The following is a 26,785-nucleotide window of genomic DNA, read 5'->3' on the forward strand; positions in this document are numbered from 1 at the left end:
CCGACGCCGGGTGTGTGCCCCGCCCGCAGGTCCCCCCGTATGCCCCGGTCCGTGCCCTTGCCGTGCCCTTGCCGTGCCCCCGCGCGCGGGCCACGGTAGGCGCATGACCTCCTTCGTGCTGCCCCATGAGGTGCACGGCGACGGCCCCCACCAGGTGTTCGCCGTGCACGGCTGGTTCGCCGACCGCTCCGCCTACGCGGCCGTGCTGCCGGACCTCGACCGGACCTCCTTCACCTACGCGCTGGTGGACCTGCGCGGGTACGGCGAGGCCCGGGACGCGGCGGGCCCGTACACGACGGCCGAGGCGGCCGGGGACCTGCTGGAACTGGCCGACCGGCTCGGCTGGCAGCGGTTCTCGGTGGTCGGGCACTCCATGGGCGGCGCGGTGGCGCAGCGGCTGCTGGGCCTCGCCCCGCACCGGCTGCGCCGGATCGTCGGCGTCTCGCCGGTGCCGGCCTCGGGGCTGCCGCTGGCCGGCGAGCAGGCCGCGCTGTTCAGGGACGCGGCACACAAGCCGGGGAACCGCCGGGCGATCCTCGACGTCACCACCGGCGGGCTGCGCCCGGCCGCCTGGCTGGACCGCATGGTCGCCCGCTCGCTGGAGCGCAGCGACGCGCAGGCGTTCCGGGCCTGGCTGGACTCCTGGGCGGGCGACGACTTCCACGCCGACGTCGAGGGCTGCGCGGTGCCCGCCCTCGCGGTGGCCGGCGCGCTCGACCCGGCACTGTCGGCCGAGGTCATGCGGCAGACCTGGCTGTCCTGGTTCCCGCGCGCCGAACTCGTCACGCTGGCGGGCGCCGGGCACTACTCCATGGACGAGACGCCGCTGGAACTGATCCGCGCGGTCGAGGACTTCCTGCGGGCGGACGGCGAAGAGCCGCCGACGGCACGGGAGTCGGCGTGACCGTCCGCGAAAGGCCCCCGGTGCCCGACGTGTTCGACCCCCGCCGGTACGGCATCGGGGTCCCCCACGACGACTACCGCGTTCTGCGCGAGGACCATCCGGTCGCCTGGCAGGAGGAGCCGGAGGTGCTGGGCTGGCCGGCCGGGCCCGGGTTCTGGGCGGTGACCCGGCACGCGGACGTCGTACGGGTGCTGAAGGACGGGGCGACGTACTCCTCGTACGTCGGCGCGACCCAGATCCGGGACCCCGATCCGGCGGACCTGCCGTTCATCCGACGGATGATGCTCAATCAGGATCCGCCGCAGCACGGCCGGTTGCGTCGGCTGGTGAGCCGCGCGTTCACGCCGGGCCGGATCGAGCGGTTCGCGTCGGTCGCCCGGGAGCGGGCGGGCGCACTGCTCGCCGGGGCGCTGGCGGCGGCGCGGGAGGGGGACGGCACGGTCGATCTGGTGGCCGCCGTCACCGACGAGTACGCGCTGCTCAACCTGGCGGATCTGCTGGGCGTCCCGGAGAGCGACCGGGGCCTGCTGCTGCACTGGACGCGGCGGGTCATCGGCTACCAGGACCCGGACGAGGCGGGCACCCCAGTGCTGGACGCGGCGGGCAAGCCGGTCGATCCACGCTCCCCGGCGATGCTGGAGGACATGTTCGCCTACGCGCGGCAGCTCGCGGCGCACAAGCGGCGCCATCCGGCGGACGACGTGCTCACGACGCTCGCCCATGAGGCCGAACTCGCCCCGGCCGAGCTGGAGATGTTCTTCTTCCTGCTCACGATCGCGGGCAACGACACGGTGCGCAGCGCGGCCCCGGGCGGCCTGCTGGCCCTCGCCGGACATCCGGCCGGCTACGCGGCGCTGCGTGCCGGAGCGGCCGGACTCCCTTCGGCCGTCGAGGAGTTGCTGCGCTGGCATCCGCCCGTGCTGACGTTCCGCCGCACCGCCGCCGAGGACACCGAGCTGGCGGGAACGCGCATCCGGGCCGGCGACAAGGTCGTCGTCTTCCACGCCTCGGCCAACCGCGACGAGCGGGTCTTCGCCGATCCCGGCCGGCTCGACCTCACCCGCTCCCCCAACCCGCACGTGTCCTTCGGCGACGGCCCGCACGTCTGTCTGGGCGCCCACTTCGCACGGCTGCAACTGCGCCGGCTCTACGCGGAGGTACTGCGCGCCCTGCCGGAGGCCCGGCTGGCGGCGCCGCCCGCACGGCTGGTGTCGAACTTCATCAACGGGATCAAGTCACTGCGGTTCGAGGTCGGTTGAGACCTGGATCAGCGCGTGCGTGCCGCTGGTGCGCCAGCGCTGCTCCTCGGCCGCGACGAGTGCGGCCTCGGTCGCCGGGGACAGGCCGGTGACGACGTCGGACTTCAGGGTGCGCAGGGCGGCGACCGGGCCCGGGGCGTATCCGGTCACCGCGGCGAAGGGCGTGGTGGGCGGCCACAGCCGGTCGCCCACCAGACGGCGGTAGTTGAGGTCGCCCTTGAAGAGGGTGAGCGTGGCCGCGGCGAACTCGGCACGCAGGTCGTCCGGCATGTCCGCGTACGGCAGCGGGGCGCACGAGAACGGGTGGGCGCGCACGGTGAGACGGCCGTCGGCCAGCGCCGACCACAGCACGCGCGCGTACCCGGCGGCCGCGCCCGGGGCGGATCGCAGCCGGCGCAGCGCGTCGACGACGTCGGCGGTCGTGGCGTCGGAGACGTAGTAGGGGTGCGGCTTGACGTGCAGCACCGCCCGGGCGGCCCGGCCCTGGTCGAGGAGGTGGGCGATCAGCAGCAGATCCGGGACCAGTTCGCGGCCCGCGTTGTCCGCGACCAGGACGAGCGTGCCGGCTCCCGTGCGCGGCAGCAGTGCGAACAGGGCGTCGCTGTCGTCGGCGACCAGCGCGGGCGCCGGGTCACGGGTCTCGGCGCCCTCGGTGCCCTCGGCGCTCTCGGTGCTGTCGGCGCTCTCGACGGAGAGCCGGAAGCCGAGGTCGGCCCGGTTGCCCCAGAGCGAGCCGTGCAGCAGGGCGCGCGCCCGCTCCTCCTCCGGCAGGCCGGCCAGGTCGTCCAGGGCGGCGAGTTCCGCATCGGTCTCGGGCGCGTCGAGTTCGGCGCGCTTGAACGGACGGAAGGGGTCGATGCCCTGCCAGGCGCCGGGGCCGACGTATCCGACGGCGTCGAGCAGCCGGCGGTAGAACCAGCTCTCGGACCACAGCCAGGGCACGTCGTACCAGGACCGCCCGGTGTACGCGGGCAGGCCCCAGCCGTGCCACAGGTCCCGGTCCGGGGCGTCGGCCGGCAGCGGTTCGATCGTGCCCTCGGTGCAGCTCGCCAGCAGTTCGTCCAGCGCCCGGTGCTGTCCGGGGCCGTACGGGAAGGCGTCCCGGACCTGCTGGATGATCGCGGGGTGCCGTTCGGCCAGCACGCTGTGCGGGAACGAGCCGGTTTCGTTGCCGAGGATCACGGGTGCGAACGGGGTGTCGGGCATGTGCGTCACGGTAGCGCGCGGGTCAGGCGGTTCTGATCTCCCGCTCCAGCTGCGTGGCGAGGGTGACGTAGCGGGGGCGGCGGTGCACCGGGACCAGGCCCCGGATCATCAGGTGCCACATCTCGGCGACCCGGCGCGGCAGCCGGCCCACCGGTTCGAGCGAGCGGCCGGCGACCCTGGTGCCGACATAGAAGGAGACGAGGGAGTGGGCGACGACGCCGACGTCGAGTTCGCTGTGCACGTCGGCCTCCCGCACGGCCCCGTGGAACTTGCGGTTCGCGAACTCCAGCCACTCCGTGAACAGGTGTCTGACAGGCGGCCGTACGGCGATGTCGGCGGTGGCGAGGCGCAGCGCGGCGCGCGGCACCGGGTCCTCCACGGCGAGCCGGGCGATGCCGAACGTGGCGCGCATCAAGGCCTCCAGTGAGGAGTAGCCCCGGCTCTCGACCTCGGCGACGAGCCGGCGCGCGGCCTCGGCGTTGAGTTCCAGGATGGCCTGGGCCAGGTCCTCCTTGGCGGCGAAGTGGAAGTACAGCGCGCCCTTGGTGACCTTTGCGTGCGCGACGATGTCGCTCAGGCTGGTGGACTCGTAGCCCTGCCGGTCGAACAGGTCGGCGGCGGCCGTGATGATCGTTGCCCGGGTCTGCTCGGCGCGTAACTGCCTCGCCATGACGGGACCCCTCCTCGCGACGTTAACGAACGGGACATGCGGTTTGTTTCTGACACCCTGCACACGATAACTCACCGACCGGCATGGGGAGTCGGCCGTGCGGGCCGACGGCGCGACCCGCGCCATCGGTGACCCCCCTGGCGAACAGCCCGTCAGCGGTCTGTGATCGTGCGAGATCAGGGCGCCCTCCCCCTTCTTTGCCCGCCGATGCACGGCAGTCGCGCGACGGTGCGCGCCGCGCGCATGATCGCCACCATACGAGGCCGACGACCCGCTCCTCAATGGGGGCTCACAGGAGGCGCGAAACAGCCGAACCGGTCGGTGCTTTGCGCCCCCGATCACGGGTGCGCCGGCCCGGCGGAACAGCGGCACGCCGGACACCTCCCGCTCGTGTCCGGCGTGTTCGCACGTTCGCGTGTTCGCACGTTCTCGCGGGCGGCGTGACGCGGTCGCGAGCGGCGGCACGCGGTGGCACGCCAAAAGCCCGAGCCGCCGGTGGCGGCTCGGGCCTTCGGTGAACTTCCCGTGTTCTGAGTCTAGTTGACGTACACCTGGGCGCCGCCGTCGGTGACGGGTGCGTACTTGGCCGTGAAGTAGCCGTTGGCGAAGCACAGCGACGAACCGGAGGACTTGGTGAACTGCTGGTTGGTGAAGGTGATGCTGCTGTCGGAGTTGTCGGTCTTCCCGGTCAGAGCGGCCGCCTGGTAGACGCAGGTGATGCTGCCCAGCAGGGTCTTCAGCTTGACCGTGGTCTGGATGGTCGAGCCGCTGGCCGGGGAGACGGTGAGGGTGCCGTCGGAGGCGACCGTCGCCGTGTAGGGCAGGTTGTCGACGGTGATGCTGCTGACGCCGGTGACACCGAGGACGTTGCTGGTGCACGAGGAGGCGTCGAAGGTGTGGCCGGAGACGGACTCGGTGGCCGTGCCGGGCGCGGCCGGGTTGGCCGTGACCGAGGCGGTGAACTGGGAGGACGTGCACGAGACACCGCTGGTGCCGGTCGCGCTGGAGTAGAGCGTGGCGGACGTGCCGGAGGCGAGCGGGGCGGTGAGGGTGTCGCCGACGGCGACGGCGGTGCCGCCCGCGCCGCCGGTGGTGAGGACGGCGCCGTCGGCGGAGGCCGGGGTCGCCACGGCGAGGGCGAGCGCGGTGGCGGCGCCGGCGAGGGTGAGGACGGATCGCGTACGCATGGGCGGGTGCCTCTTTCCTGAGTGGGGATCGGGTGAGGTGAGGTGAGGGGTGGCGGGTTGGGCGGTGGTGCGGGGCGGCACAGGTACGGCGCCTGCGGCACGCCGGTGCGCCCGGTGCTGCGAGGAGGCGCGAGCCGTCGTGGGCACACGTGCGCGTGGTGCGTCACGCGAGTGGTGCGGGCGCCGGTGGCGGCGGCGCGGGGTGCGTGACGCGGTGGTGGCGGCGACGGCGGCTCGGAGTGCCGTCGGCGCGGGCCGTCGCGCCTTCTCCGTACGCGACGGGCCGTCGACGGCGGTGGGCCGACGCCGGCCGGAGGCCTCGGGGGAAGACCTCCGGCCGGGCCGAGGGGGACGGCGGGCACCCGGGTCCGGGGGGAAGGGACCCGTGCGCCGCGCCGGTGTGAGCGGTTGCCGTGAGCCGAGGTGAGCGGTCGCCGGGAGAGGGCCGGGAACGCGGCCCGTGACGCTCGGCGGATCCGGCGCCACGGATCCGTGAAACAGGGGAAGTTGTAGACCTGATCAACCATCAACGTCAAGCACCGCAAGGGCAGTTGTGGCATGTGACCGAGGTCCGAACGGGTTCGACACCCTTTTTTCACATCTCCCTTGACCCTTCAAAGTAACCGGCAGTAACTTCCTCGGAGGCTACTGCCGCGTAACGAGAAAGCCCTTGCCCGCCGGGAGTGCGAGGAGGCGTGCGCGGCGGTCGCTGTCCGCGCCAGGACACCGCGCCGCCACCTGATGCCCGACCCGCAATGGATCCATGACCATGGGAGCAGACATGGCCTCGTCCCCGGACGTCCCGTCCGACGGCAACACCCCCGAGAACCCGGGAAGCGGTTCACCGTCCGAAGCACCACAGACCGCCCGGGCCGCCGGCGCCGGCGAGAGACGAGGGCGGGTCCGCGCACGCCGGGCCGCGGTGATGGCGGTGCCCGCCACCCTCGTCGCCGCCGGCCTCGCCGTCCTCACCGCGCAGGGCGCCCTCGGTGTGCAGTTCGCGATCTCCGGCATGCCGTTCACGGTCACCGCGACCGACCTCACCGGCACCGGGTTCGAGCAGTTCGGCGGGCTCGACAACATGGCGCCGGGCAGCCCGAACGCCGGGGACAGCGGCGGGCAGGAGCTGATCGTCACCTCGGCGATCAGGAACGCCACGCTCACCAAGCTGTGCCAGAGCGTCGACCTCGGCGGCACCAACCTCCTGATCACCGCGGGCGGCGGCGGCACGCCGGTGTCCGCGAGCGACCTCACCACCGACTCGTCCCAGCTGTCGGGCGACGCGGCGTTCAACAACATCGAGATCGGCAACGACGCGAGCACGCTGAACAAGGCGGGCGTGAAGGGTCCGATCGGGGTCTTCAGCCAGCAGGCCGACACCGTGCACATCGCCAATCTGCGGCAGACCAACTACGCGACCACGGCAGGCGTGTTCAAGCTGCCGGGCCTCAAGCTCCGCTTCAGCGACTCGGGTTGCTGATCGCCGTGCCGGACCGTCCGCATCGGGGTGCGAGGGCGGCCTTCCGCGGCTGGCGGGCCCGCCGGCCGTTCTGGGGCGGGCTGCTGCTCGCCCTGGGCGGCGGCTGGATCCTGCTCACCGAGAAGGCCTCGCTGAAGGTCGTGATGCACATCGGCATGCAGGGCCTGGCCGGCTATCTGCTGCCGGCACTGATGGCGCTGCTGGGCCTGCTGATCCTCTTCAACCCCTCGCAGCGGCTCTTCTACTCCATCACCGGCATCCTGGTCACGCTGGGCACCTGGCTCACGTCCAACCTGGGAGGCTTCTTCCTCGGCCTCCTGCTCGGCGCCACCGGCTGCTGCCTCGCCTTCGGCTGGCTGCCCGACCAGGAGCCGCGTGTCAGCCGTCGGGAGCGCCGCAAGCGGCTCCGGTCCGCCGCCGCGGCACACGCGGCGGCGGAGGGAGTGGAAGGCCCGGTCTGAGGACCGGCCGCGGACCGGTCCCAGCCCGGCCCGAGGTTCCGGGAGCCGGCCCCCGAGCGGCCGGCTCCCGGCCGGGAAGGGGGACGCCCTCCGCCGAGCCGGGGAGTGCGCGCCCCCGTCAGGGAGGCAGGCGGCGTCGCTCAGCGGGCCGCCGCGGCACCCGCGCCGGGCGCCGTGGCCGTGCTCGCCGCCGCGCGGACATCGCTCGACGTCAGGACCTCCGTCGGCTGCACCACCGACGCGTCCGCGGCGGCGGTGACCGCGGCACCCTCCTCCTTCATCGCCTTCGCCTCGCTCTTGAGGATGCGCATCGACTTGCCCAGCGCCCGCGCGGTGTCGGGGAGCTTGCGCGCGCCGAAGAGAACGATGAAGACGACCGCGACGATCAGCAGATGCCAGGGTTCGAGTCCGTTGCGGAGCATGTCCGCCCCTCCCTCTCATGAACAGTTGCCATATTGCGCAACTGTACAACCTGGATCAGAGACCGCGCAGGCGACGGGCCGGGGCCTCGGCGGCGGTGTCCTTCGCGGCGAGGCTCCCGACGAGGAGTCGTACGACCTCCACGACGGCGGCCTGCCCCGCGGTGTCGACGAAGTACACCTGCCGGCGGCCCTCGCGGCGGGAGCGGACCAGACCGGCGAGCTTGAGCTTGGTCAGGTGCTGGCTGACGGCCGGCAGCGCGCCGCCGACCCGTTCGGCGAGCCCGGTGACATCGCTCTCACCCTGGATCAGCGCCCACACGATGTGCAGCCGGGCGGGCGAGGCGAGCAGCCCGAAGGCGGCGGCCGCCTCGGTGAGCACCTCGGCGGAGGGGTCCTGATGGCCGGTGCCGGGCGCTGTCGCCACTGTCGCCTTCCTCTGCTTTCCGCTGCGTCGTCCGCTTCGTGACGGGGTTTCCGTCCGCGTACGGGATCCCGGGTCGGGATTCCAGGTACGGGGACCCAGTCTAGGCGGGCGGGAACTTCCCGGCGGCGCCATGAGTTTCTACGGTGTTGTAGAAGTTGCCGCCGGTGTGCCGTGGGAGCGCCCGGCCTTTTGACACGAGGAGTGCGCATGGCCCTGTGGGACCGCATCAAGGAGTCGGCGTCGACGATGCAGACCCAGTTGGTGGCGAGGAAGAACGACCTGAAGAGCGGTGCGTTCCGGGACGCGAGCATGGCGATGTGCGCGCTCGTGGCCGCCGCCGACGGAACCGTCGACCCGTCGGAGCGGCAGCGGGTGGCCCAGCTCATCGCGACGAACGAGGTGTTGCAGAACTTCCCGGCGGACGACCTGCGCCGCCGCTTCGAGGAGAACCTGAACAAGCTGACGACCGACTTCGCCTTCGGCAAGGTGAGCGTCCTCCAGGAGATCGCCAAGGCGAAGAAGAAGCCGGCCGAGGCGCGGGCCGTCGTCCAGATCGGCATCGTGATCGGCGGCGCGGACGGCGACTTCGACAAGTCCGAGCAGGCCGTGGTGCGCGAGGCCTGCTTCACGCTGGACCTGCCGCCGCACGAGTTCGACCTCTGAGCCCCGCCGGCCGGATGCGGGCGGGGGCACGCTCGACACCGTCGACCGTGCCCCCGCCCCCGGTGTTCGTCCAGCGGTGTCAGCTCAGGCCCGCGGACTTCAGCCAGGCCTGGGCGACGTCCAGCGGGTCCTTGTTCTGGGCCTGCACCTGGGTGTCCAGGTCCAGCAGGGTCGCGGTGTCGAGCTTGGCCGAGACCGCGTTCAGCGCGTCGACGCCCTTCTGGGACAGGGCGCCCTTGTGGACGAGCGGCTGGACGTTCTCGAAGCCGAAGAGGTTCTTCGGGTCCTGGAGGACGACGAACTTCTCCTTGGTGATGGTCGGGTCCGTGGTGAAGATGTCGGCGGCCTGCACGGCGTCCTTCTGCAGCGCCGCCTGGGTGAGCGGGCCGCCCGCGTCCAGCGCCCGGAAGGACTTGAAGTCGAGGCCGTAGACGGACTGCAGGCCCACCAGGCCCTGCTGCCGGGTCTGGAACTCCGGCGAGGCGCCGAGGACCAGGTCCTTCGCGACGTCCTTCAGGTCGGCGATGGTGGACTTCTCGGTCAGGCCGTACTTCTTCGCGGTGGCCGCGTTGAGCGTGACCGAGTCCTTGGACTGCGCCGCCGCCGGCTTCAGCAGGGTCAGCTTGGAGTCCAGCTTGGCCTCGATGGCCGTGGTGGTGGCGTCGGCCGTCGCCGGCTTCGCCTTCGGGTCGAGGTACGCGAGCAGCGCGCCGTTGTACTCGGGCAGCAGCTTGATGGAGCCGTTCTTGATCAGCCCGTAGGTGGTCTCGCGGCTGCCGATGTTCGGCTTGTACGTGACCTTGATGCCCTTGGCCTTGAGCGCCTCGCCGTAGATGTCGGCGATCAGGGTGCTCTCGGGGAAGTTGTTGGAGCCGACGACGACGGTGTCGCCGCTCGCCTTGCCGTCGTCCGTCAGGGGGTTGCCGCCCGAGGAGCCGCTCTTGGAGGAACAGCCGGCCAGCAGAGCCGTCGCCGCCACGAGGGCGACGGCCGCCGCGCCCCGGTTCCTTCGGATGGACCTGCTGATGCGCTGTGTGGAAGTCACCCACTGATCCAATCCAGCCGGTTCTCGGTCAGTCAAGGGCAGCAGATTACCGATTGGCCTCGATCTGCGGTCAGTTGCGCACAGAGAGCGCTGTCTTCGTCATGGATTCGTGATGCGATCTGCGCCGATTGTTCCTTCAAGAAGACTGTAATCTCTGGGTCAGTTGAAATCCGGCCACGGCAGTGCACGGGGCCCGCTTCGGTGTCGGAGAGCACCCGAGAAGGAGGCCCGTGTGTCCACGGACCAGGTGGACGCGCCCGCCCGGCACACCCCGGCGCGGGGCAGGGTACGGGGCGTCGCCGACCGCTGGCCCTTCCGGCGCAAGCTCAACCTCCTGGTCGGCATCCCGCTGGCCGTGATCGCCGTCCTGCTGTCCTACGTCTTCACCGACCTGGTCCTGCAGTGGAACAGCTCCTCCTCGGCGGCCCGACTGGTGCGCGACAGCGTCCAGGTGGCACAGCTCGTCGACCGTATCGAGGCCGAGCACCAGCAGGCCATCCTGCTCTCGGTGAACTACGAGGCCGGGTACACCCAGTCCTCGACCTCCGCCTACGACGAGGCCCAGGCCGCGGTCGACGCCCAGGTGGCGAAGGTCCGCGCGGTCTTCGGGGACCGGCTGCCCGCCGGTGAGGCGCAGGCGCTGCGCGAGGTCGACGGCCTGACCAGCCTGCGCCTGTCGGTCGAGCAGTCGTACATGCCCGCCGACAACGTCGACCCGGCCTACGCCCACGCCGCCCAGGGCGTGATCGACGGTCTCGGTCTGGACCGGAACGCGGACCTCGCGGACACCTTCACGGGCAACCTGCTGGACTCACTGCTGCGCGCGGACGCCGCGCACGGGGCCTTCGAGACCAACGTGTTCGCGGCGAAGACCGGCGACACCAACGCGCTGATCGAGTTCACCAGCGCGGTCGGTGCCTACGACCTCTACAACCACCAGGCCGACCGCTTCGCCCGGTTCGCCACCGAGGCCCAGGCCGAGGGGCTCGCGGGCATGGAGCACACCCCGGAGCAGCGCAACATCGCCCAGTCCTTCGCCGAGTTGCAGGTGGACGTGGGCCAGCTCCAGGCGAACGGCAAGGACGAGATCCGGCAGGCGGTGCAGGACGCGCTGGCCGGCTACCCGGACTTCTCCCAACAGGCCGACGCCCGGCTGACGATCACCACCTCGCTGATCGGCCAGATCGCCGCCGGCGCGGAGCACTCGGCCGGTTCCGCGCGGTGGCGCGCCGGGCTGCTGCTGAGCGGGGCGCTGCTCATGTTCGCGCTGTGGATCGCCTTCGCGGTGCTGGTGCGCCGCTCGGTGATCCGGCCCGTGCAGGCGCTGACCGGGGCCGCGCGGGAGGTCGCCGAGGTGGCCGGGCGCGAGCTGGCCCGGGTCGCCGACGACGACGCCGAGGACGACGGGCCGCCCCGGCTGCGGGACATGCCGGTCACCGCGCGCGACGAGATCGGCGAGCTGGCAGAGGCGTTCAACCGGGTGCAGACCACCGCCGGCGCGCTGCTGGAGCGGCAGGTGCTCAGCCGCCGCAACACCGCCGAGATGTTCGGCAACGTGGGCCGGCGCGTCAGCAACCTGACGTCCCGTCAACTCGCCCTGATCGACGCCGTGGAGCGCGGCGAGACGGATCCGGCTCTGCTGGAACGGCTGTACTCCATCGACCACATCGCCGTACGCCTGCGCCGCAACGCCGACAGCCTGATGCTGCTGGCCGGCATCCGTGAGGGCGGGCTGGACGGGGAGCCGACGGCGCTGTCCAACGTCGTACGGGCCGCGCTCGGGCAGATCGAGGGCTATCAGCGGGTACGCCTGTACGCCGCGTCGGACGCCCTGGCCGAGCCGGACGTCATCGGCGACCTCACGCTGATGCTGGCCGAACTCCTGGAGAACGCCGTGTCGTTCTCGCCCGAGGGCAGCCCGGTCGAGGTGACCGTGCGCACCGGCGCCGAGGGCACGCACGTCGTGATCGCCGACCACGGCCTCGGCATGAGCGCCGAGCGGCTGGCCGAGGAGAACGCCCGGCTGATCCGCCGCGAACGCGTGGACCTGGTGCCGACGAAGGTGCTCGGCCTGTTCGTGGTGGGTGCGCTGGCCCGCCGCTGGGAGATCGCGGTCGAGCTGACCCGGACGCCGGGCGGCGGTGTGACGGCCGAGGTGACCCTGCCGAGCGCGCTGCTGCGGCCGGCGAGTCCGGTGGCCGGGGCGGTCACGGTACGGCCGACGCCCGCCGGGGCGGTGTCGGGTCCGGAGCGGTCGAAGAGCACCGTGCGGCCCGCCGAGTCCGCGCAGGGCCCCTCCTCCGCCCGGTCCCGGGACGACGACGCCGAGGCCGACGCCGACGGCATCGAGCCCGCCGGCCCGCTGCCCCGCCGGCTCCCCCGCCGCGAGCCGCAGGCTCCGGAGCAGGCCCCCACCGGCTCCCGCCCCTTGCGCCGCCGGGTCCGCGGCGCCACGCTGCACACGACCGCGGGTGCCGCCCAGTCGCTCCCCGCGTCGGCCCGGCCCCGCGACGCCGAGGCCGAGCGCAGCGCGCTGGAGGAGTTCGAGGCCGCCGTCGAACGCGCCCACCGCGACAGCGACACGGGCAACCACCCCCGCCCCGACACCACACCACTGAAGGCCACGGGGACACGCGCCGCCGCAGACACACCCGCCCACACAAGGCCGCACGCCCACGCCGGGACAGCCACCGACACCGCAGCACAGGCCGACGCTGAGCCGCACGTCGATGGGGAGGCGCAGGCCGGCGCCGTCGAGGCACACGGCGACGCGGACGCGCGCGCCGTCGACGCCCCGGCCGGTGAGCCGACGCACACCCCCGGCTCACCGGTCGCGGACTCCGCACGTGGCCACGGCGGCACTCCGGCCGAAGTCCCGGAGCACGCCCACCACGCCCCCGCCGAAGCACCCGACCGCGCCTCGGCCGAGAACCCCGCGCACGGCCCCGGCACCCCCCGCACCCCCCTTGAAGGTGCCGTACCGGCAGTCCACTCCACCGCACCGCACGACCAGATCCACCTTCCCGAAGGAGCCGACAGTTGAGCACGTCGACAGGTGACACCCCGACGGGCGGCGCCGCGCCGGCCGATCTCCAGGCGGCCGCGGCCGACTTCACCTGGCTGCTGAACCGCTTCGCCACCGAGACCGCCGGGGTCGTTGACGCGATCGCCGTGTCCTCCGACGGCCTGCTGATCGCGGTGTCCGAGCTGCGCGAGCCCGCCGACTCCGAGCGGCTCGCGGCGATCGTGTCGGGCATCACCAGCCTGGCCGCGGGCGCCTCCGGCAACTACGGTCTGGGCGGCCTGAACAAGGTCATCATCGATCTGGAGGGCGGCCATGTGATCGTCTCCGCGATCGGCTCCGGCGCCGTGCTCGGTGTCGTCACCGACAAGGAGGCGAAGCTCGGCAACATCGCCTACGAGATGACCCTGTTCGCCAACCGCGCCGGTGCCGCGCTGAGCCCGCAGCTGGTGCTGGAGCTCAAGAACAACGTCGCCGCCGCGTCCGCCCGCTGAGCGTCCGCGCACGGAGAGAGAGCAGATGGTCATGGCGGACGGCACGACGGGTCCGGACCCGGTCGGCCCCGCCCCCGCCGTACGTCCGTTCCTGGTGACCGCCGGCCGGGTCGCGGACGACGGCTCAGGCCGGGCGCTGCCCCTGGAGACCCAGGTGGTGGCCACCGCCGAGGGGCTGGCGGCGCTCGCCGGGCTCTCGTTCGAGCAGTACGACATCGTGGCCGCCTGCCGGCTGCCGCAGTCCCTCGCGGAACTCGCGGCCCGGCTGCGCCTGCACCTCAACGTGGTCCGCGTCCTGGCCGAAGACCTGCGCGAGGCCGGGCAGCTGGCGGTGTACGTGCCGGACGTCGGCGCCACCCGCGACGCGTCCGTCCTGCGCAGGCTCATCGATGGCCTCAGGGCCGTCCCCGACTCCCGAGAGGTACCGAGTGACACCGACTGAACCGCTCGTGCGCGGCGCGGCCGCACCCGCCGCCGTACGGCCGCCGCTGCCGGTGAAGATGGTGGTCGCGGGCGGCTTCGGCGTGGGCAAGACCACCGCGGTCGGCTCGATCTCGGAGATCGAGCCGCTGACCACCGAGGCGTCGATCACCGAGGTCGCGGCGGGCGTGGACGACCTCACGCACACCCCGCGCAAGACCACGACCACCGTGGCGATGGACTTCGGGTGCCTGACCATCGACCCGACGCTGAAGCTGTATGTGTTCGGCACGCCCGGGCAGGAGCGGTTCGGGTTCATGTGGGACGACATCGTCGAGGGCGCGGTCGGCGGGCTCGTCATCGTCGACACCCGCCGCCTGGACGACTGCTACGCGGCCGTCGACTACTTCGAGCACCGGGACATCCCGTTCGCCGTCGCCGTCAACGCCTTCGACGGCAGGGTGGAGCACACCCTGGACGAGGTCCGCTGGGCACTGGACGTCTCCGACGGGGTGCCGGTCGTGGTGTTCGACGCCCGGGAGCGGGGCTCGGTGCGGGACGCGCTGCTCGTCGTGCTCGAACTGGCGCTGGCCCGCACCGAGTCGTAGCGGGAGTCAGCCGCTGCGCCGCACCCCCGCCGAGACCGTGATCCGGGACAGTGCCCAGAACACCAGCAGGGTGGCGAGGGCGAGTCCGGCGACCAGGGTGGCGCCGCCGACGACCTTCTCGTAGTTCTTCTGGTAGAGGCCGTCGATGATGTAGCGGCCGAGGCCGCCGAGGCTGACGTAGGCCGCGATGGTGGCGGTGGAGACGATCTGGATGGCCGCCGTGCGCAGGCCGCTCAGGATGAGCGGGAGCGCGACCGGCACCTCCACCTGGAACAGCACCCGCGCCTCGGGCATGCCCATGCCCCGGGCGGCGTCCACCGGCGAGGGATCGACGGAGCGGATCGCCTCGTAGGTGGTGACCAGGATCGGCGGTACGGCGAGCACGACCAGCGGGATCATCACCGGCAGCAGACCGAAGCCGATCCAGATGAACATCAGCACGAGGAGCCCGAAGCTGGGCAGGGCCCGGCCGGCGGTGGCGATCAGCGCGAGGGCGTTGCCGCCGCGGCCGTAGTGCCCGGTGACCAGGCCGATGGGCAGGCCGATCACGGCGGCGTACAGCAGCGCCTCCAGCGCGTACGTGACGTGTTCGACGAGCCGGGTGGGGATGCCGTCGTAGCCGTGCCAGTGGGCACTGTCGCCGAAGAAGGCGTGCGCGAAGTTCAGGACGTTCACCGGACGGCACCCTTCGTCGGCATCCAGGGGGTGAGCAGCCGGCGGACGAGGACGAGCGTCGCGTCGGCGAGGATGCCCAGCACGGCCGTGGTCAGCACGGAGTTCACGGCCAGGGCGGGGCGGTGGTACGTGGTGGCGGCGTAGAGCATGTTGCCGAGGGCGCCCTGGTTGCCGATGAGCATGCCGACGCTGACCAGGGAGAGACTGGAGACGGTGGCCACCCTGAGGCCCGCGATGATCGCCGGTACGGCGATGGGCAGTTGGACCTGGAGATAGCGGCGCACCGGCCCGAAGCCCATGGCCTGCGCGGCGGCGAGGGTCTCGGGCGGCACGGAGCGGACGCCGTCGACGATCGCCGGGACGAGCACCACCAGGCTGTAGATCGCGAGCGGGATCATCACCGTGGTCTCGCTCTGCCCGAAGTAGTCGATGAGGACGACGAAGAAGGCCAGCGAGGGGATGGAGTAGAGCACGGTCGTGACGCCGAGCACGGGCGGGTAGACCCAGCGGAAGCGGACGCACAGCTGGGCCACCGGCAGCGCGAGGAGCAGCCCGGCCAGCACCGGCAGCAGCCCTTCGCGCAGGTGCAGGGCGACGAGACCGAGGTAGCTGTACTGCAGGTCGCTCGGCAGGTCGAAGAAGCCGTTCACCGGACGGCCTCGGCGTCGGCGGCAGCGGCCGGCTCCGCGGCGCCGGCGGCCCGGCTGTGGGCGGCGCGGATGGCCTCGCCGATGACCTGCTGCGAGACGACGCCGACGGCGCGCCCCTCGCCGTCCACGGCGACGGCCCGGCCGGTGGGCGAGAGCACGGCGCCGTCGAGCGCGGTGCGCAGCGAGTCGGTGCCGGGCGTGAACGGGCGTCCGTGGTCGAGGAGTTGATCCGGGTCGACGGCTCCGGCGGTGAGCCGGTCCGGCTCGCTCCAGCCGAGCGGCCTGCCCTCCGCGTCGGTGACGAGGAGGTAGGGGGCGGCGGAGCGTGCGGCGATCGTCTCGGCGTCGGCGTCGGCGGCCACGATCGGCTCGGTCTCCAACTCCAGGTCCGCGGACGGGAAGAAGGACAGCCGGCGGATGCCGCGGTCGGCGCCGAGGAAGTCCTCCACGAAGGCGTCGGCGGGCGCGCTGAGCAGTTCGGCGGGCGGGGCGAACTGGGCGAGCCGGCCGCCGGTGCGCAGCACGGCGACCATCGTGCCCAGCTTGATCGCCTCGTCGATGTCATGTGTGACGAAGACGATGGTCTTGCCCAACTCGTCCTGGATGCGCAGCAGTTCGTCCTGGAGCCCCTTGCGCACCACGGGGTCGACGGCGGAGAACGGCTCGTCCATCAGCAGCACCGGCGGATCCGCGGCGAGCGCCCGGGCGACGCCGACGCGCTGCTGCTGGCCGCCGGAGAGCTGGTACGGGTAGCGCCTGGCCAGCGTGGCGTCGAGCCCGACCCGTTCCATCAGCTCGGCGGCGCGGGCCCGGGCCTCCTTCTTGGGGGTGCCGAGCAGCCGGGGCACGGTGGCGATGTTGTCGAGGATGGTGCGGTGCTGGAAGAGACCGGCGTTCTGGATGACGTAACCCATCGAGCGGCGCAGGGTGTTGACCGGCTGCTGCCGGATGTCCGTGCCGTCGAGGAGGATGCTGCCCTCGGTGGGCTCCACCATGCGGTTGATCATCCGCAGCGTCGTCGTCTTGCCGCAGCCCGAGGGCCCGACGAGGACGGTGATCGCGCGGTCCGGTATCTCCAGCGACAGCCGGTCGACCGCGACCGTGCCGTCCGGATACCGCTTCGTGACTGAATCTATCCGTATCAAAACGCCGAATACCCTTCGGGTTTGGCAGATTTCCGCCCGTTTTCGGCCAGGGTCGTCGTGCGCAGGCCGTTGCGGGGAGAGTCTAGACCGCGAGTGTTTCGGCGCTTTGGCGGGCGCGTGGCCGGTCAGGCCAGGGGCAGCCCGGGGGTACGGAGCACGCTCCGGCCGGCGTCGACCGCGAACACCTCGCAGCCCGGGCGGGCGGCGGCCCAGGCCGGCCCCTCGGCGCCGAGCGCGAAGGCGGCCGTGGCGGTCGCGTCCGCCTCGGTCAGCGTCGGGGACAGCACGGTGAGGCTGAGCAGTCCGGTCACGGGGCGGCCGGTGCGGCCGTCGAGGATGTGGTCACCGCGCTCGTACCGCCCGGAGGTGGCCACCGCCGCGTCGGTGACCGCCAGCACGGCGCACACCTGGTCGGCCCGTTCCGGGTGCCGTATCCCGACCCGCCACGGCCCGCCCGCGGCGACCACGTCACCCCCGGCGTTGAGACAGAACCGGCGCGCCCCGGCCGCCGCCAGCAGACCGGCCGCCCGCTGCACCGACCAGCCCTTGACCACCGCGCAGGGGTCGAACTCCCGCCCGGGCAGCCGTACGTCGAAGGCGCCGCCGGTCGCGGCCCGGTACTCCTCGCACAGGCCGAGCACCTCCGTGAGGTCCGCGCTCAGCGCGCCGTACGCCACCTCGCCCCGGCCGTACCGGGACACCTCGCTGTGCGGCAGGAACGGACTGAACCGGGCGTCCGCCTCGCGCAGCCACGCGAAGACCGCGTCGGCGCTCGCACCGAAGTCCCCCTCGTCGTCGATGCGCAGCGAGACCGGGAAGCCCATGACGTGTTCGACACGCCGCACGTCAGGAGCCCTTGGCGTCGATGGCGGCCTGGAGGGACTCCTTGTATCCCTGGCTCGTGATCGTGGCCCCGGACACCGAGTCGATGTGGGCGCTCTGCGCCTTCAGGGTCTCCGCGACCAGCTCCGGCACGGCCCACTTGGTCTGCGGATGGTGCGGCGCCTGCAGCATCCGTACGGCGGCGATCCGGTCGCCGCGGAAGGTCACCTCCACCTGGAAGACGCCCTTCACGGTGTCCACCGCGGTGCCGGGGACGACCTTCGACGACGAAGGGGACGACGGCGAGGACGACGAGGAGGAGGACGGCACGGTGGCCGGCGTCGACGCGGGCCGGGCGATGTCGGCGGTCCCGGTCGAGGGCTGGTAGCGCCAGACGGGGATCAGACCCGCGACGGTCAGGAGGAAGACGGGAACGGCTCGCTTCACGGTGGGACGCCTCTCTCAGCCCGCGAGACTGAAACGCTCGAAGTGGATCTGCTTCCTGGGCACGCCCAGGTCCGCCAGGCTGCGCAGCACGGCGGTCATCATCCCGGGCGGCCCGCACAGGAAGACGTCGCGGTCGGCGATGTCCGGGACCAGCCGGGCCAGTTCGCGCGGGGCGAGCCGGTCGGGGACGACGGGCCCGGTCACCAGGTGCAGTTCGGCGCCCTTGGCGAGGGCGAGGTCGCGCAGCTCGTCGTGGAGGACGGCGTCCCGGTCGGCGGCGACCCGGTAGATGACCACGGCGTGGCCCTCCAGCTCCTCCAGCAGCGCCCGGATGGGGGTGACGCCGACGCCGCCGGCGATCAGCACGGACTCCGGGCGGGTGCGGTGCAGCGCGGTGAAGGCGCCGTACGGGCCCTCGGCGAAGACACGGGTGCCGGGCTTCAGCCGGCGCAGGGCGGCGCTGCCGGCACCGGCCGCCTTGGCGGTCAGGCGCAGGGTGCGGCCGTCGGGGGCGGCCGACAGGGAGAACGGGTTGGCCTGCCACCAGCGGTCCCTGGTGAGGAAGCGCCACAGGAAGAACTGGCCGGCCCGGGCGGGCAGCCGGTCCAGGTCGCGGCCGGTGACGTAGACGGAGACCACGTCGTCGGACTCGGGGACGACGGCCTCGACGCGCAGCCGATGCCGCAGATTGCGCCACAGCGGGAGCAGCATCCGGCCCGCGACCACCGATCCGAGGGCGCCGCCCCACAGCGTGTACCAGTACGTCCGCGCGACGGGCGAGGAGGTGAACGTCGTACCGGCCGCGACCTGGTGGGTGAAGGCGAGGACCACCGCGACGTAGGTGTACAGGTGGATGAAGTGCCAGGTCTCGTAGGCGAGCCGGCGCCGGGCCCAGCGGGCGGAGACCGCGCCGACCACGACGATCAGCGACAGCGCGACGACCGCCCGCAGCACACCCTCGGTGGTCTCGGCGAGGTTCACCAGCTGGTTCACCGGGTCCATCGAGGACGCCCGGGCGTAGCCGAAGGTGATGAACACGACGTGCGTGAGCAGGGTCCACAGCACGCCGAAGCCGGTCCGGCGGTGCCAGGAGGTCAGCCGGTCCATGCCGATCCTGCGGTCCAGCCAGGGCAGCCGGGCCACCAGCACCAGCTGGAAGGCCATGAGGAGGGCGCCGTACAGGCCGCAGAGGCGGCCGAGCACGATCAGCGTGTTCGAGGCGAAGCCGGCCTGGACGAAGAACCAGGCGACAACGGCCGCGTTGGCGGCCAGCAGGGTGTACAGCCCGGTCCGGGCCACGGCCCGGGGACGGATCGCCGCGGCGGGCGCGGGACGGCTCTGGAGGGTCGTCACGGACGGCAGCTCCTTGATCGGGTCCTGGGTGACGAGCTTCGCCCGCCGATGCTGTCGTTCTCCTGTCGGACGACTGTCACTTGAGTATCGATACGACCGGTCGCGGCGGGCAGCTCCGGCAGGGCCGGACGGGTGACGCAGGACGGGCGGGTGGAGAAAGCACGCCTGCTGGTCGCTCTTCCGCACCGTGACCATCGCCGGGGAGGGCACCTACCGGCTGCGCGCCTGCGAGGTGGAGCCCGGGGTGGTGCTGGTGAGCGCGGCGCCCGTGGCGGACGTCGAGGCGACCGTACGGCAGCTGGTCACGGTCCAGGTGGTGGCGTTCACGCTGGCCCTGCTGGCGTTCGTGGTCATCGGCCGCAGGATGCTGCGCCGGGGTCTGAAGCCGCTCAGCGACATGGCCCACACCGCCCACGGGATCGCCTCGCACGATCTGACCGACCCGGCGGCCCGGAGGTGGAGGAGCTGCGCACGGCCTTCAACACCATGCTGGAGCACATCGACGACTCCCTGGCGGTGCGCGCGGAGGCCGAGCAGCGGCTGCGCCGGTTCGTCGCGGACGCCTCGCACGAGCTGCGTACCCCGCTGATGTCGGTGCGCGGCTACGCCGACCTCCTCCAGTACGCGGCGGCCAACGAACCCGCCGAACGCGACCACCACCTGGCCCGCCCGCGGGCCGAGGCCGCGCGGATGGGCGTCCTGCTGGACGATCTGCTGCTGCTCGCCCGGCTGGACGCGGCCGAGGTCGAGAGCCCGCTGCGCTGCGCGGACACCGGCCTCGTGGAACTGGCCGGCGAGGCCGGGGACGCCTTCCGCGCGGCTCACCCCGGCCACCCGCTGGTCGTGGACCCCGGCACGGCACCGGTCCGGCTGCGTCCGGACCCGGTGCGGATCCGCCAGGTGCTGGACAACCTGCTGGCCAACGCGGCCGTGCACACCCCGCCCGGGACGCGGGTGTCCGTGACCGTCACGGCCGGGGCGTCCGGCGTGTGCGTCCGGGTCGCCGACGCGGGCCCCGGCGTCCCCGCCGCCGACCGGGAGCGGATCTTCGACCGCTTCTACCGGGTCGACAGGGCCCGCAGCCGCGACCGGGGCGGCAGCGGCCTGGGCCTGTCGGTGGCGCGGGCGCTGGTGACGGCGCACGGGGGAAGTCTGGGGCTGGGTCGGGAGGAGGGGCTGACGGTGTTCACGGTCCGGTTGCCGGTGGCTGCAACTCCCTGAGGGGCGCGGGGCCTTATCGACGCCGGCCATGGACCCGCACCGCTACGGCGAGACCGCTTGCCTGCTGTACGGCCGCGCGGCCAGCGCCGCGACATCGTCCTCCGCGTGCCGCGCGTCCAGCCGCGCGAGGATCGTGTCCAGTACGTCGTCCAGCCCGTCCCCCGTGGGGAAGCGGACGGCGGACAGCCGCGCCAGCGACTGGTCGATGTCCTCGCCCCGCCGCTCCACCAGCCCGTCGGTGAACAGCACCAGGGTCTGCCCCGGCGCCAGCGGATGCGTGGCCGACTCGTACCCGCCGAGCCCCGTGCCCAGCGGCGGCCCCACGGGCACCGAAAGCAGCCTGGCCGAGCCGTCCGGTTCGATGAGCACCGGCGGCAGATGCCCGGCGCTGGCCAGCGTGACCTGGCCCCGGCCGGGGTCGACGCCGGCCAGCAGACAGGTCGCGGGCCGGCGTTCGGCCTCCCGGGAGGAGATCTCGTCGATCTGTCGCAGCACCCGGTGCGGGGGCAGGTCGGCGGAGGCTATGTAGCGCAGCGAGGAGCGGTAGGCGTTCATGTCGACGGCGGCCTCCAGGCCGTGCCCCATGACGTCGCCGACGACCAGCAGGGTCCGCCCGAAGTGCAGCCGCACGGTCTCGCACCAGTCGCCGCCGACGACGGCGTGCCGGCCGGCCGGGAGGTAGCGGATGGCGACGTCGAGGTTGGGGTGCGGGCGGCCGGGCTCTTCCAGCAGGGCGCGTTGCAGGTCGCCGGCGGTGCGGTTGACGTGTTCGTAGGCGCGGGCGTGGCGGATGTGGGAGGCGGCGCGCTCGGCGAGCAGGCTCAGCAGCTCGGCCTCCAGGGGGCGCAACGGCTCCCCGGAGCGAGCCCACACCAGGACGCCGTACACGTCGTCCCCGCTGGTCAGCGAGAGGCACAGGGCGGCCCGGGTGCTGGGCGCGCCGGCGTGTTCCAGCCAGGGCTCGGCCGTCGTGTCGAGCGCCGGTGCGACCGCTTCCCGGGCGACCGCGGTGGCCCAGCGGACGTCGGGCAGCACATCGGCGTCCCCGTTGATCTCCTCGTACCCGGAGATCGTCTTCCCGGTCCGGCGCAGCACGGCGGCGGTCCCGCCGGCCAGCCGTACGGCGGCCTCGGTCAACTCGGCACAGGTGGTGGACTCGACGAGGGTGCTGCCGATGCCGGCCAGGGCGTCGCGCAGGAGGGCGAGCCGCGCGCCGGCCGCGGCGACGTCGACGGGCGGCACGGCCTGCGCGGCGGCCGCGGTGCGCGTGGACGCCGACGGCGCCTGGTCGTCGGCGTCGGCGCGACGGTGGCCGCTGTCGGCAGGCCACGACCTGCGACGGGACTGGATCCAGCGCGCCACACCCAACACCCTCACAGAATCTCAAACCGGGGCGAACGGGGCATCGGCCTCATGCATCACATTCGTACCGTTGACCCCGTCAGACCCGGCAGCCCCGTGCGGGACCCCATTCCCACTCCCGCCCCCGTGTCCGGTGGTGCTCATTTTCGACCGGCCGAAGCGTTTCGGACACTCCTTTTGCCAGATTCGGCGTGTCCGTTGATCCGCTGCATGCCGGGCCTCCACGAGATCGCCAGAGACGGAGGCCGACCGTCCTCAGCTCTCCTCGGGAGCCAGGCGCAGCGAGATGGAGTTGATGCAGTACCGCTGGTCCGTCGGGGTCGGGTAGCCCTCGCCGGCGAAGACGTGCCCGAGGTGCGAGCCGCACCGCGCGCAGCGCACCTCGGTGCGCACCATCCCGTGCGAGCGGTCCTCGATCAGCTCGACGGCGTCCGTGTCCTTCGGGTCGAAGAAGGAGGGCCAGCCGCAGTGCGACTCGAACTTCGTGTCCGAGGTGAACAGTTCGGCACCGCAGGCCCGGCAGGAGTAGACGCCCCGGGTCTTGGTGTCCGTGTACTCACCGGTGAACGCCGGCTCGGTGGCGGCCTGGCGCAGCACGGCGTACTCGGCCGGGGTCAGCTCCGCCTTCCACTGCTCGTCCGGCTTCTCGACGTCGTACGACATGAGCCTCAGCCCCTTTACTGCTGCGACAGGCGGTCCAGGATCAGCGGGCCCAGGTCGGTCACGTCGCCCGCGCCCATGGTGAGAACGAGATCACCGGGCCTCGTCATTCCCGCGATCACGGCGGGGCTCTCCGCCTTGTCGTGCACGGCGGTGACGTCGGCGCCGGCGGCCCGCGCGGCCTCGATGATCAGCTCGCTGGTCACGCCCGGGACCGGGTCCTCGCGCGCCGGGTAGATGTCGAGGACGACCGACGCGTCCGCGAGGGCCAGGGCGTCGCCCATCTCCTTGCCCAGCTCCTGGGTGCGGGAGAACAGGTGCGGCTGGAAGAGGACGAGGATCCGGGAGTCGCCGGCGGCGGCGCGCATGGCCTCCAGGTCGGCGGTCATCTCGGTCGGGTGGTGGGCGTATGAGTCGATCACCTGGACGCCGGCCGCCTCGCCCTTGAGCTGCAGGCGCCGCTTGACCCCGGTGTAGGCGGCGAGCGCGGGCGCCAGCTCCGCGGCGGGGATACCGAGGGCGGCACCGGCGGCGAGCGCGGCGACGGCGTTGAGGGCGTAGTGCCGGCCGGGCACGGAGACGGCGAAGGTCAGCTCCTGCCCGTCGAACACCGCGGTGACCCGGCTCTTCAGCCCCTGCGGGACGATCGACAGCACGCGCACGTCGGCCTCCTCGGCCTCGCCGTACGTCACCGTCCGCACCGACCCGGCCAGCCGCCGGGTCAGCTCCCGCGCCCCCGCGTGGTCGGCGGAGATCACCAGCGTGCCGCCGGGCACGATCTTCCCGGCGAAGATCTCGAAGGACTCGTAGATCTCGTCCATCGAGGCGTAGTTGGCGTGGTGGTCCAGCTCGACGTTGAGGACGATGGCGACCTCGGGGGCGTACGTGTGGAAGCTGCGGTCCGACTCGTCCGCCTCCGCGACGAAGATGTCGCCCGTGCCGTGCAGCGCGTTGGAGCCGGGCGCGTCCAGGTCGCCGCCGATGGCGTACGACGGCTTCAGGCCCAGCTCGGTGAGCGAGACGGCCAGCATCGAGGTCGTCGTGGTCTTGCCGTGCGTCCCCGCCACGGCGATCGGGCGCAGCCCCTCCATCAGCGCGGCGAGCGCGTCGGAGCGGTGCACCACCGGGATGCCCAGCTCGGCGGCGCGGGCCAGCTCGGGGTTGTCCTGCCGGATCGCCGAGGAGACGACGACACAGCTCGCGTCGTCGGCGAGGTGCCCGGCCGCATGCCCGATGTGCACGGTGGCACCGGCCGCGCGCAGCGCCTCGACGGTCGCCGACTCCCTGGCGTCGCTGCCGGCCACCGCGGCCCCGCGCTGGGCGAGGATCTTCGCGATCCCCGACATCCCGGCGCCGCCGATGCCGATGAAGTGCGGTCGGTCCATGGCGGCAGGAAGGCCGGGTGCCATGTGGTTCTCCCCAAAATCTCCGGTACGAGGCTGAGCGGGCCCTAGCCTATGTGCTCAAGCGCCGGGCCCTCTGCACCAAGGGGTCACCGGTCCCGCCCGAGGGACGCGGCGCTCACGCCTTGCTGTGCGAGAACAGCTTCAGCACCGGCACCCCCACCTTGTGCCGCGCCCGCGAGGCCCAGTCCCGGTGGAAGAACTCCTCCACATAGTGCGGATCGGTCAGCACGATCACCTCGTCCGCCGACACCTCCGCCACCAGGGCCTTCAGCGCCTCCAGCGGATGGTCCTCGACCAACCGCCCCTGCGCCGTGCTCCCCGCCGCGTGCAGCGCCTGCACCGAGACGTCGAGGGCCTGCTGTCCGACCCCCTGCGCCGCCGTCCCCTCCGGCGTGTCCCGCTCCCGCACCGCCTCGTCGAGTTCGCCGAGCGCGATGTCGTCGATGGCCCGCAGCAGGCGGTCCGCCTGGTCGCCGCGCGGCTGGAGGAGCACGTGGAAGGTGACCGGCTCGTCTCCATGCAAGGTGGTGACGAACTCCACGTCGGCGGACGTCAAGGCCTTCTCGATCATCAGAACGCTTGTGAACACCGGACGCCTCTTCTCCTCCGTGGCCCCGGCAGGGCCGCTGCGGAAACCATCCTGCCCCGTGCTCCCACGGGTTCTGCCGGTCTAAGTCTGCCCTCCGGAAGCTAAACGGAACGGCAGATTCCGCTTATTTCAGGACCGACGGTAGCGACCGAACAGAAATCCGGCCTCCTCAAGGAGGGAGACGAGTGCGAAGCGGCGCGGCACGGCGACCGACGGGCCCCCGGCGATGCGCTGCGCCTCGCCCGCGGTGAGCATGGGCGAGAGGGTCAGGCACATCTCGTCCAGCACGCCCGCGGCGATGAACTGGCCGAGCAGCCGGGGCCCGCCCTCGGTCAGCAGCCGGGTGTGGCCGAGCCCGGCGAGGGCGCGTACCGCGCGGGCCGGGTCGATGCCCGCGCCGTCGCCCGCGACCACCACCCGCGCGCCGGCCTTCCCGGCGGCGGCGACCCGGTCCGGGGCGGCCGCGGCTCCGGTCAGGATCAGGGTGGGCACGAGGGGCGAGGTGAACAGCGGGAGCGAGAGGTCCAGGTCCAGGCTCGCGGTGACGACCGCGACGGCCGGCGCCGGGCCCTGTCCGGCGGCCGCGCGGGCCGCGGCGAACTCGGCACGCGCGCGTGCCGGGCGGTACCCCTCCTGACGTACCGTTTCCGCGCCCACGACCACGACGTCCGCGAGCGCCCGCAGCGTGCCGAAGATCCGCATGTCGGCGGCGCAGGAGATGGGCTGCGAGCGCCCGTCGTGCTGGGCCGCGCCGTCCAGCGTGGAGACCATGTTGGCCCGCAGCCACGGCCGCGGCTCCCCCGGCTCCGCCCCCGGCCCCGGCTCGGACCCCGGCCCCGGCTCCGGGTAGGCGTAGGCGGCGGCCAGCTCGGCGAGGCTCCACTCACGGTCGGCGAGCGCCGCCGTACGGTCCTGGGCTGCTGTTTCGTCGGTCACAGGGAACAGGCGTCGCATGTCGTGCAGTGTGACACGGCGCTTAGCATGGGTAACCGTGTCGTCCTCCACCGCCGCCCCCGGTTCCAGCCCCGTGACCGAAGCGGGCCCCCTCTCCCTGTGCGCCCGCGAGCCGCGCGTCCCCGCGGACCGGCTCGTCGCCGAGATGGTGCCGCCGCCGCGCTTCGACTCGGTCCGCTTCTCGACGTACATCCCGGACCCGAACCAGCCCAGCCAGACCGAGGCCGTGACGGTCCTGGAGGGCTTCGCGGCCGGGCTGGGCGGGGCGCACGCCTCCGGCGCCGGCAGGCGCGGCTTCTTCGGCTTCGGCCGGGCCAGGGCGCCCAAGGTCCCCGCTGGCCCGCGCGGGGTCTACCTGGACGGCGGCTACGGCGTCGGCAAGACCCACCTGCTCGCCTCCCTGTGGCACGCCACCCCCGCCGAGCCCGCCCGCAAGGCGTTCGGCACCTTCGTGGAGCTGACGAACCTGGTCGGCGCCCTCGGCTTCCAGCAGACGGTGCAGACCCTGTCCGGGCACAGCCTGCTGTGCATCGACGAGTTCGAGCTGGACGACCCGGGCGACACGGTGCTGGTGTCGACCCTGCTCGGCAAGCTGGTCGAGGCGGGCGTCGCGCTGGCCGCCACCTCCAACACGCTGCCCGGCAAGCTGGGCGAGGGCCGGTTCGCCGCCGCCGACTTCCTGCGCGAGATACAGGGGCTGTCCGCCCACTTCCGCGCCCTGCGCATCGACGGCGAGGACTACCGGCACCGCGGTCTGCCCGCGGCCCCCCTGCCGTTCTCCGACGAAGAGGTGACGAAGGCGGCGTACGCCACCGAGGGCGCCTCGCTGGACGACTTCCCGCATCTGCTGGAGCACCTGGCGAAGGTCCACCCGAGCCGGTACGGCGCGCTGACCGACGGGGTCACGGCCGTGTGCCTGACCGGGGTGCGGCCGGTGCCGGACCAGTCGACGGCGCTGCGGCTCGTGGTGCTCGCGGACCGGCTCTACGACCGCGAGGTGCCGGTGCTGGCCTCGGGGCTGCCCTTCGACCGGCTGTTCAGCGAGGAGATGCTGAACGGCGGCTACCGCAAGAAGTACTTCCGCGCGATATCCCGGCTCACCGCGCTGGCCCGGGACGCCAAGGGGCTCGTCACCCCGTAGTCAAGAGCCAGATCTCGCCACCCGACCGGCACTTTTCACGCTCTCTCGCGCTCGTAACGCGCTGTTAACCCTGCAAAGGACTTTGCAGGGTTAAC

General features: G+C 72.7%; 27 protein-coding genes and 1 pseudogene. 11 read left to right on the forward strand and 17 right to left on the reverse strand.

Annotated elements, in window-relative coordinates:
• Positions 1 to 103 precede the first annotated feature (103 nt).
• Together ACFC8N_RS05340 and ACFC8N_RS05345 are read left to right on the forward strand one after the other, a co-directional pair.
• Positions 104 to 904, forward strand: a complete 801-nt coding sequence (locus tag ACFC8N_RS05340; protein ID WP_356021816.1) for an alpha/beta hydrolase — start codon at positions 104 to 106, stop codon at positions 902 to 904.
• A complete protein-coding gene (locus ACFC8N_RS05345) occupies positions 901 to 2,163 on the forward strand; it encodes a cytochrome P450 (RefSeq protein ID WP_376286621.1) in 1,263 nt (420 codons plus the stop codon). The genes ACFC8N_RS05340 and ACFC8N_RS05345 overlap by 4 nt, the downstream gene beginning before the upstream one ends.
• Here the strand turns inward: ACFC8N_RS05345 and ACFC8N_RS05350 are convergent.
• From ACFC8N_RS05350 to ACFC8N_RS05360, 3 genes are all read right to left on the reverse strand, one after another.
• A complete protein-coding gene (locus ACFC8N_RS05350) occupies positions 2,140 to 3,369 on the reverse strand; it encodes a damage-control phosphatase ARMT1 family protein (RefSeq protein ID WP_376286624.1) in 1,230 nt (409 codons plus the stop codon). The two genes, ACFC8N_RS05345 and ACFC8N_RS05350, sit on opposite strands and share 24 nt — an antisense overlap.
• A 22-nt stretch (positions 3,370 to 3,391) precedes the next feature.
• Positions 3,392 to 4,039, reverse strand: coding sequence for a ScbR family autoregulator-binding transcription factor (locus tag ACFC8N_RS05355; protein WP_356021811.1), 648 nt, complete (start codon positions 4,037 to 4,039; stop codon positions 3,392 to 3,394).
• Between the two features lie 536 nt (positions 4,040 to 4,575).
• Entirely contained in the window at positions 4,576 to 5,226 is a 651-nt protein-coding gene (locus ACFC8N_RS05360) for a Tat pathway signal sequence domain protein (protein WP_362821141.1), read from the reverse strand.
• A 781-nt stretch (positions 5,227 to 6,007) separates the two neighbouring features.
• On the opposite strand from ACFC8N_RS05360, the gene ACFC8N_RS05365 reads away from it, so the two are divergent.
• Both ACFC8N_RS05365 and ACFC8N_RS05370 read left to right on the forward strand, forming a co-directional pair.
• Positions 6,008 to 6,706 (forward strand): DUF6230 family protein, encoded by a 699-nt coding sequence (locus ACFC8N_RS05365; RefSeq protein ID WP_356021968.1) that lies wholly within the window; start codon positions 6,008 to 6,010, stop codon positions 6,704 to 6,706.
• Between the two features lie 5 nt (positions 6,707 to 6,711).
• Positions 6,712 to 7,167 (forward strand): DUF6114 domain-containing protein, encoded by a 456-nt coding sequence (locus ACFC8N_RS05370; protein WP_376286629.1) that lies wholly within the window; start codon positions 6,712 to 6,714, stop codon positions 7,165 to 7,167.
• Positions 7,168 to 7,307: 140 nt separating this feature from the next.
• On the opposite strand, the gene tatA is transcribed toward ACFC8N_RS05370, so the two are convergent.
• Entirely contained in the window at positions 7,308 to 7,589 is a 282-nt protein-coding gene (gene tatA / locus ACFC8N_RS05375; protein ID WP_356021805.1) for a Sec-independent protein translocase subunit TatA, read from the reverse strand.
• Positions 7,590 to 7,644: 55 nt separating this feature from the next.
• A complete protein-coding gene (locus ACFC8N_RS05380) occupies positions 7,645 to 8,013 on the reverse strand; it encodes a metalloregulator ArsR/SmtB family transcription factor (RefSeq protein WP_356021803.1) in 369 nt (122 codons plus the stop codon).
• Between the two features lie 207 nt (positions 8,014 to 8,220).
• Here ACFC8N_RS05380 and ACFC8N_RS05385 point away from each other — a divergent pair, with 207 nt between their 5' ends.
• Positions 8,221 to 8,676, forward strand: coding sequence for a TerB family tellurite resistance protein (locus ACFC8N_RS05385; protein WP_356021801.1), 456 nt, complete (start codon positions 8,221 to 8,223; stop codon positions 8,674 to 8,676).
• A 79-nt stretch (positions 8,677 to 8,755) separates the two neighbouring features.
• Here the strand turns inward: ACFC8N_RS05385 and ACFC8N_RS05390 are convergent, their stop codons facing one another.
• On the reverse strand, positions 8,756 to 9,721 hold the full coding sequence (locus tag ACFC8N_RS05390; RefSeq protein ID WP_362821138.1) for an ABC transporter substrate-binding protein: 966 nt from the start codon (positions 9,719 to 9,721) through the stop codon (positions 8,756 to 8,758).
• 232 nt (positions 9,722 to 9,953) lie between these two features.
• On the opposite strand from ACFC8N_RS05390, the gene ACFC8N_RS05395 reads away from it, so the two are divergent.
• From ACFC8N_RS05395 to ACFC8N_RS05410, 4 genes are read left to right on the forward strand one after another with little or no spacing between them, the layout of a single operon-like run.
• The gene (locus tag ACFC8N_RS05395; RefSeq protein ID WP_376286634.1) at positions 9,954 to 12,764 is read left to right on the forward strand and encodes an ATP-binding protein; all 2,811 of its coding nucleotides are present in this window, start codon (positions 9,954 to 9,956) and stop codon (positions 12,762 to 12,764) included.
• Positions 12,761 to 13,237, forward strand: coding sequence for a roadblock/LC7 domain-containing protein (locus ACFC8N_RS05400; RefSeq protein ID WP_356021795.1), 477 nt, complete (start codon positions 12,761 to 12,763; stop codon positions 13,235 to 13,237). The genes ACFC8N_RS05395 and ACFC8N_RS05400 overlap by 4 nt, the downstream gene beginning before the upstream one ends.
• Positions 13,238 to 13,268: 31 nt before the next feature.
• Positions 13,269 to 13,679, forward strand: coding sequence for a DUF742 domain-containing protein (locus ACFC8N_RS05405; RefSeq protein ID WP_356021793.1), 411 nt, complete (start codon positions 13,269 to 13,271; stop codon positions 13,677 to 13,679).
• Entirely contained in the window at positions 13,666 to 14,265 is a 600-nt protein-coding gene (locus ACFC8N_RS05410) for an ATP/GTP-binding protein (protein ID WP_356021791.1), read from the forward strand. The genes ACFC8N_RS05405 and ACFC8N_RS05410 overlap by 14 nt, the downstream gene beginning before the upstream one ends.
• A 6-nt stretch (positions 14,266 to 14,271) precedes the next feature.
• On the opposite strand, the gene ACFC8N_RS05415 is transcribed toward ACFC8N_RS05410, so the two are convergent.
• The 6 genes from ACFC8N_RS05415 to ACFC8N_RS05440 form a co-directional block, all read right to left on the reverse strand.
• Positions 14,272 to 14,940 (reverse strand): ABC transporter permease, encoded by a 669-nt coding sequence (locus tag ACFC8N_RS05415; RefSeq protein ID WP_356021789.1) that lies wholly within the window; start codon positions 14,938 to 14,940, stop codon positions 14,272 to 14,274.
• Positions 14,937 to 15,590 carry an ABC transporter permease subunit gene (locus ACFC8N_RS05420; RefSeq protein WP_356021787.1) on the reverse strand — a complete coding sequence of 218 codons (654 nt, stop codon included), beginning with the start codon at positions 15,588 to 15,590 and terminating at the stop codon, positions 14,937 to 14,939. Before ACFC8N_RS05420 ends, ACFC8N_RS05415 begins: the two co-directional genes overlap by 4 nt.
• Positions 15,587 to 16,735 (reverse strand): ABC transporter ATP-binding protein, encoded by a 1,149-nt coding sequence (locus ACFC8N_RS05425; protein WP_356021786.1) that lies wholly within the window; start codon positions 16,733 to 16,735, stop codon positions 15,587 to 15,589. The genes ACFC8N_RS05420 and ACFC8N_RS05425 overlap by 4 nt, the downstream gene beginning before the upstream one ends.
• A 125-nt stretch (positions 16,736 to 16,860) precedes the next feature.
• A complete protein-coding gene (locus tag ACFC8N_RS05430) occupies positions 16,861 to 17,580 on the reverse strand; it encodes an FAD:protein FMN transferase (RefSeq protein ID WP_356021784.1) in 720 nt (239 codons plus the stop codon).
• Between the two features lies 1 nt (position 17,581).
• Positions 17,582 to 18,004, reverse strand: a complete 423-nt coding sequence (locus ACFC8N_RS05435) for an FMN-binding protein (RefSeq protein ID WP_356021782.1) — start codon at positions 18,002 to 18,004, stop codon at positions 17,582 to 17,584.
• A gap of 15 nt (positions 18,005 to 18,019) precedes the next feature.
• Positions 18,020 to 19,357 carry a ferric reductase-like transmembrane domain-containing protein gene (locus tag ACFC8N_RS05440; RefSeq protein ID WP_376286642.1) on the reverse strand — a complete coding sequence of 446 codons (1,338 nt, stop codon included), beginning with the start codon at positions 19,355 to 19,357 and terminating at the stop codon, positions 18,020 to 18,022.
• A gap of 175 nt (positions 19,358 to 19,532) precedes the next feature.
• Between ACFC8N_RS05440 and ACFC8N_RS05445 the strand changes: the two are divergent.
• Positions 19,533 to 20,578 (forward strand): annotated as a pseudogene (locus tag ACFC8N_RS05445) (sensor histidine kinase); the annotation flags it as partial.
• A gap of 42 nt (positions 20,579 to 20,620) precedes the next feature.
• On the opposite strand, the gene ACFC8N_RS05450 reads toward ACFC8N_RS05445, so the two are convergent.
• From ACFC8N_RS05450 to ACFC8N_RS05470, 5 genes are all read right to left on the reverse strand, one after another.
• Positions 20,621 to 21,940: a PP2C family protein-serine/threonine phosphatase gene (locus ACFC8N_RS05450; protein ID WP_376286645.1), complete on the reverse strand. Its 1,320-nt coding sequence runs from the start codon at positions 21,938 to 21,940 to the stop codon at positions 20,621 to 20,623.
• A gap of 255 nt (positions 21,941 to 22,195) precedes the next feature.
• Entirely contained in the window at positions 22,196 to 22,603 is a 408-nt protein-coding gene (msrB, locus tag ACFC8N_RS05455; RefSeq protein WP_356021776.1) for a peptide-methionine (R)-S-oxide reductase MsrB, read from the reverse strand.
• 14 nt (positions 22,604 to 22,617) lie between these two features.
• Positions 22,618 to 24,009 carry a UDP-N-acetylmuramate--L-alanine ligase gene (murC, locus tag ACFC8N_RS05460; protein WP_376286650.1) on the reverse strand — a complete coding sequence of 464 codons (1,392 nt, stop codon included), beginning with the start codon at positions 24,007 to 24,009 and terminating at the stop codon, positions 22,618 to 22,620.
• Positions 24,010 to 24,121: 112 nt separating this feature from the next.
• Complete coding sequence (locus ACFC8N_RS05465) at positions 24,122 to 24,595, reverse strand: indole-3-glycerol phosphate synthase (RefSeq protein ID WP_356021772.1); 474 nt, start codon at positions 24,593 to 24,595, stop codon at positions 24,122 to 24,124.
• 129 nt (positions 24,596 to 24,724) lie between these two features.
• Positions 24,725 to 25,549 (reverse strand): pyrimidine reductase family protein, encoded by an 825-nt coding sequence (locus tag ACFC8N_RS05470; RefSeq protein ID WP_376286652.1) that lies wholly within the window; start codon positions 25,547 to 25,549, stop codon positions 24,725 to 24,727.
• Between the two features lie 37 nt (positions 25,550 to 25,586).
• Here ACFC8N_RS05470 and zapE point away from each other — a divergent pair, with 37 nt between their 5' ends.
• Positions 25,587 to 26,690: a cell division protein ZapE gene (zapE, locus tag ACFC8N_RS05475; RefSeq protein ID WP_376286655.1), complete on the forward strand. Its 1,104-nt coding sequence runs from the start codon at positions 25,587 to 25,589 to the stop codon at positions 26,688 to 26,690.
• The last annotated feature ends 95 nt before the right edge of the window (positions 26,691 to 26,785 follow it).

The sequence above is a fragment of the Streptomyces sp. NPDC055966 genome (assembly GCF_042269865.1).
In the GTDB taxonomy this organism is placed as follows: Bacteria; Actinomycetota; Actinomycetes; order Streptomycetales; family Streptomycetaceae; genus Streptomyces.

Bases quoted from the DNA above. Each gene is read 5' to 3' on its own strand.
- ACFC8N_RS05365 (WP_356021968.1), top strand. From the start codon at position 6,008: ATGGCCTCGTCCCCGGACGTCCCGTCCGACGGCAACACCCCCGAGAAC.
- ACFC8N_RS05355 (WP_356021811.1), bottom strand. From the start codon at position 4,039: ATGGCGAGGCAGTTACGCGCCGAGCAGACCCGGGCAACGATCATCACG.
- ACFC8N_RS05385 (WP_356021801.1), top strand. From the start codon at position 8,221: ATGGCCCTGTGGGACCGCATCAAGGAGTCGGCGTCGACGATGCAGACC.
- msrB (WP_356021776.1), bottom strand. From the start codon at position 22,603: ATGTCGTACGACGTCGAGAAGCCGGACGAGCAGTGGAAGGCGGAGCTG.
- ACFC8N_RS05340 (WP_356021816.1), top strand. From the start codon at position 104: ATGACCTCCTTCGTGCTGCCCCATGAGGTGCACGGCGACGGCCCCCAC.
- ACFC8N_RS05405 (WP_356021793.1), top strand. From the start codon at position 13,269: ATGGCGGACGGCACGACGGGTCCGGACCCGGTCGGCCCCGCCCCCGCC.
- tatA (WP_356021805.1), bottom strand. From the start codon at position 7,589: ATGCTCCGCAACGGACTCGAACCCTGGCATCTGCTGATCGTCGCGGTC.
- ACFC8N_RS05360 (WP_362821141.1), bottom strand. From the start codon at position 5,226: ATGCGTACGCGATCCGTCCTCACCCTCGCCGGCGCCGCCACCGCGCTC.
- ACFC8N_RS05470 (WP_376286652.1), bottom strand. From the start codon at position 25,549: ATGCGACGCCTGTTCCCTGTGACCGACGAAACAGCAGCCCAGGACCGT.
- ACFC8N_RS05350 (WP_376286624.1), bottom strand. From the start codon at position 3,369: ATGCCCGACACCCCGTTCGCACCCGTGATCCTCGGCAACGAAACCGGC.
- murC (WP_376286650.1), bottom strand. From the start codon at position 24,009: ATGGCACCCGGCCTTCCTGCCGCCATGGACCGACCGCACTTCATCGGC.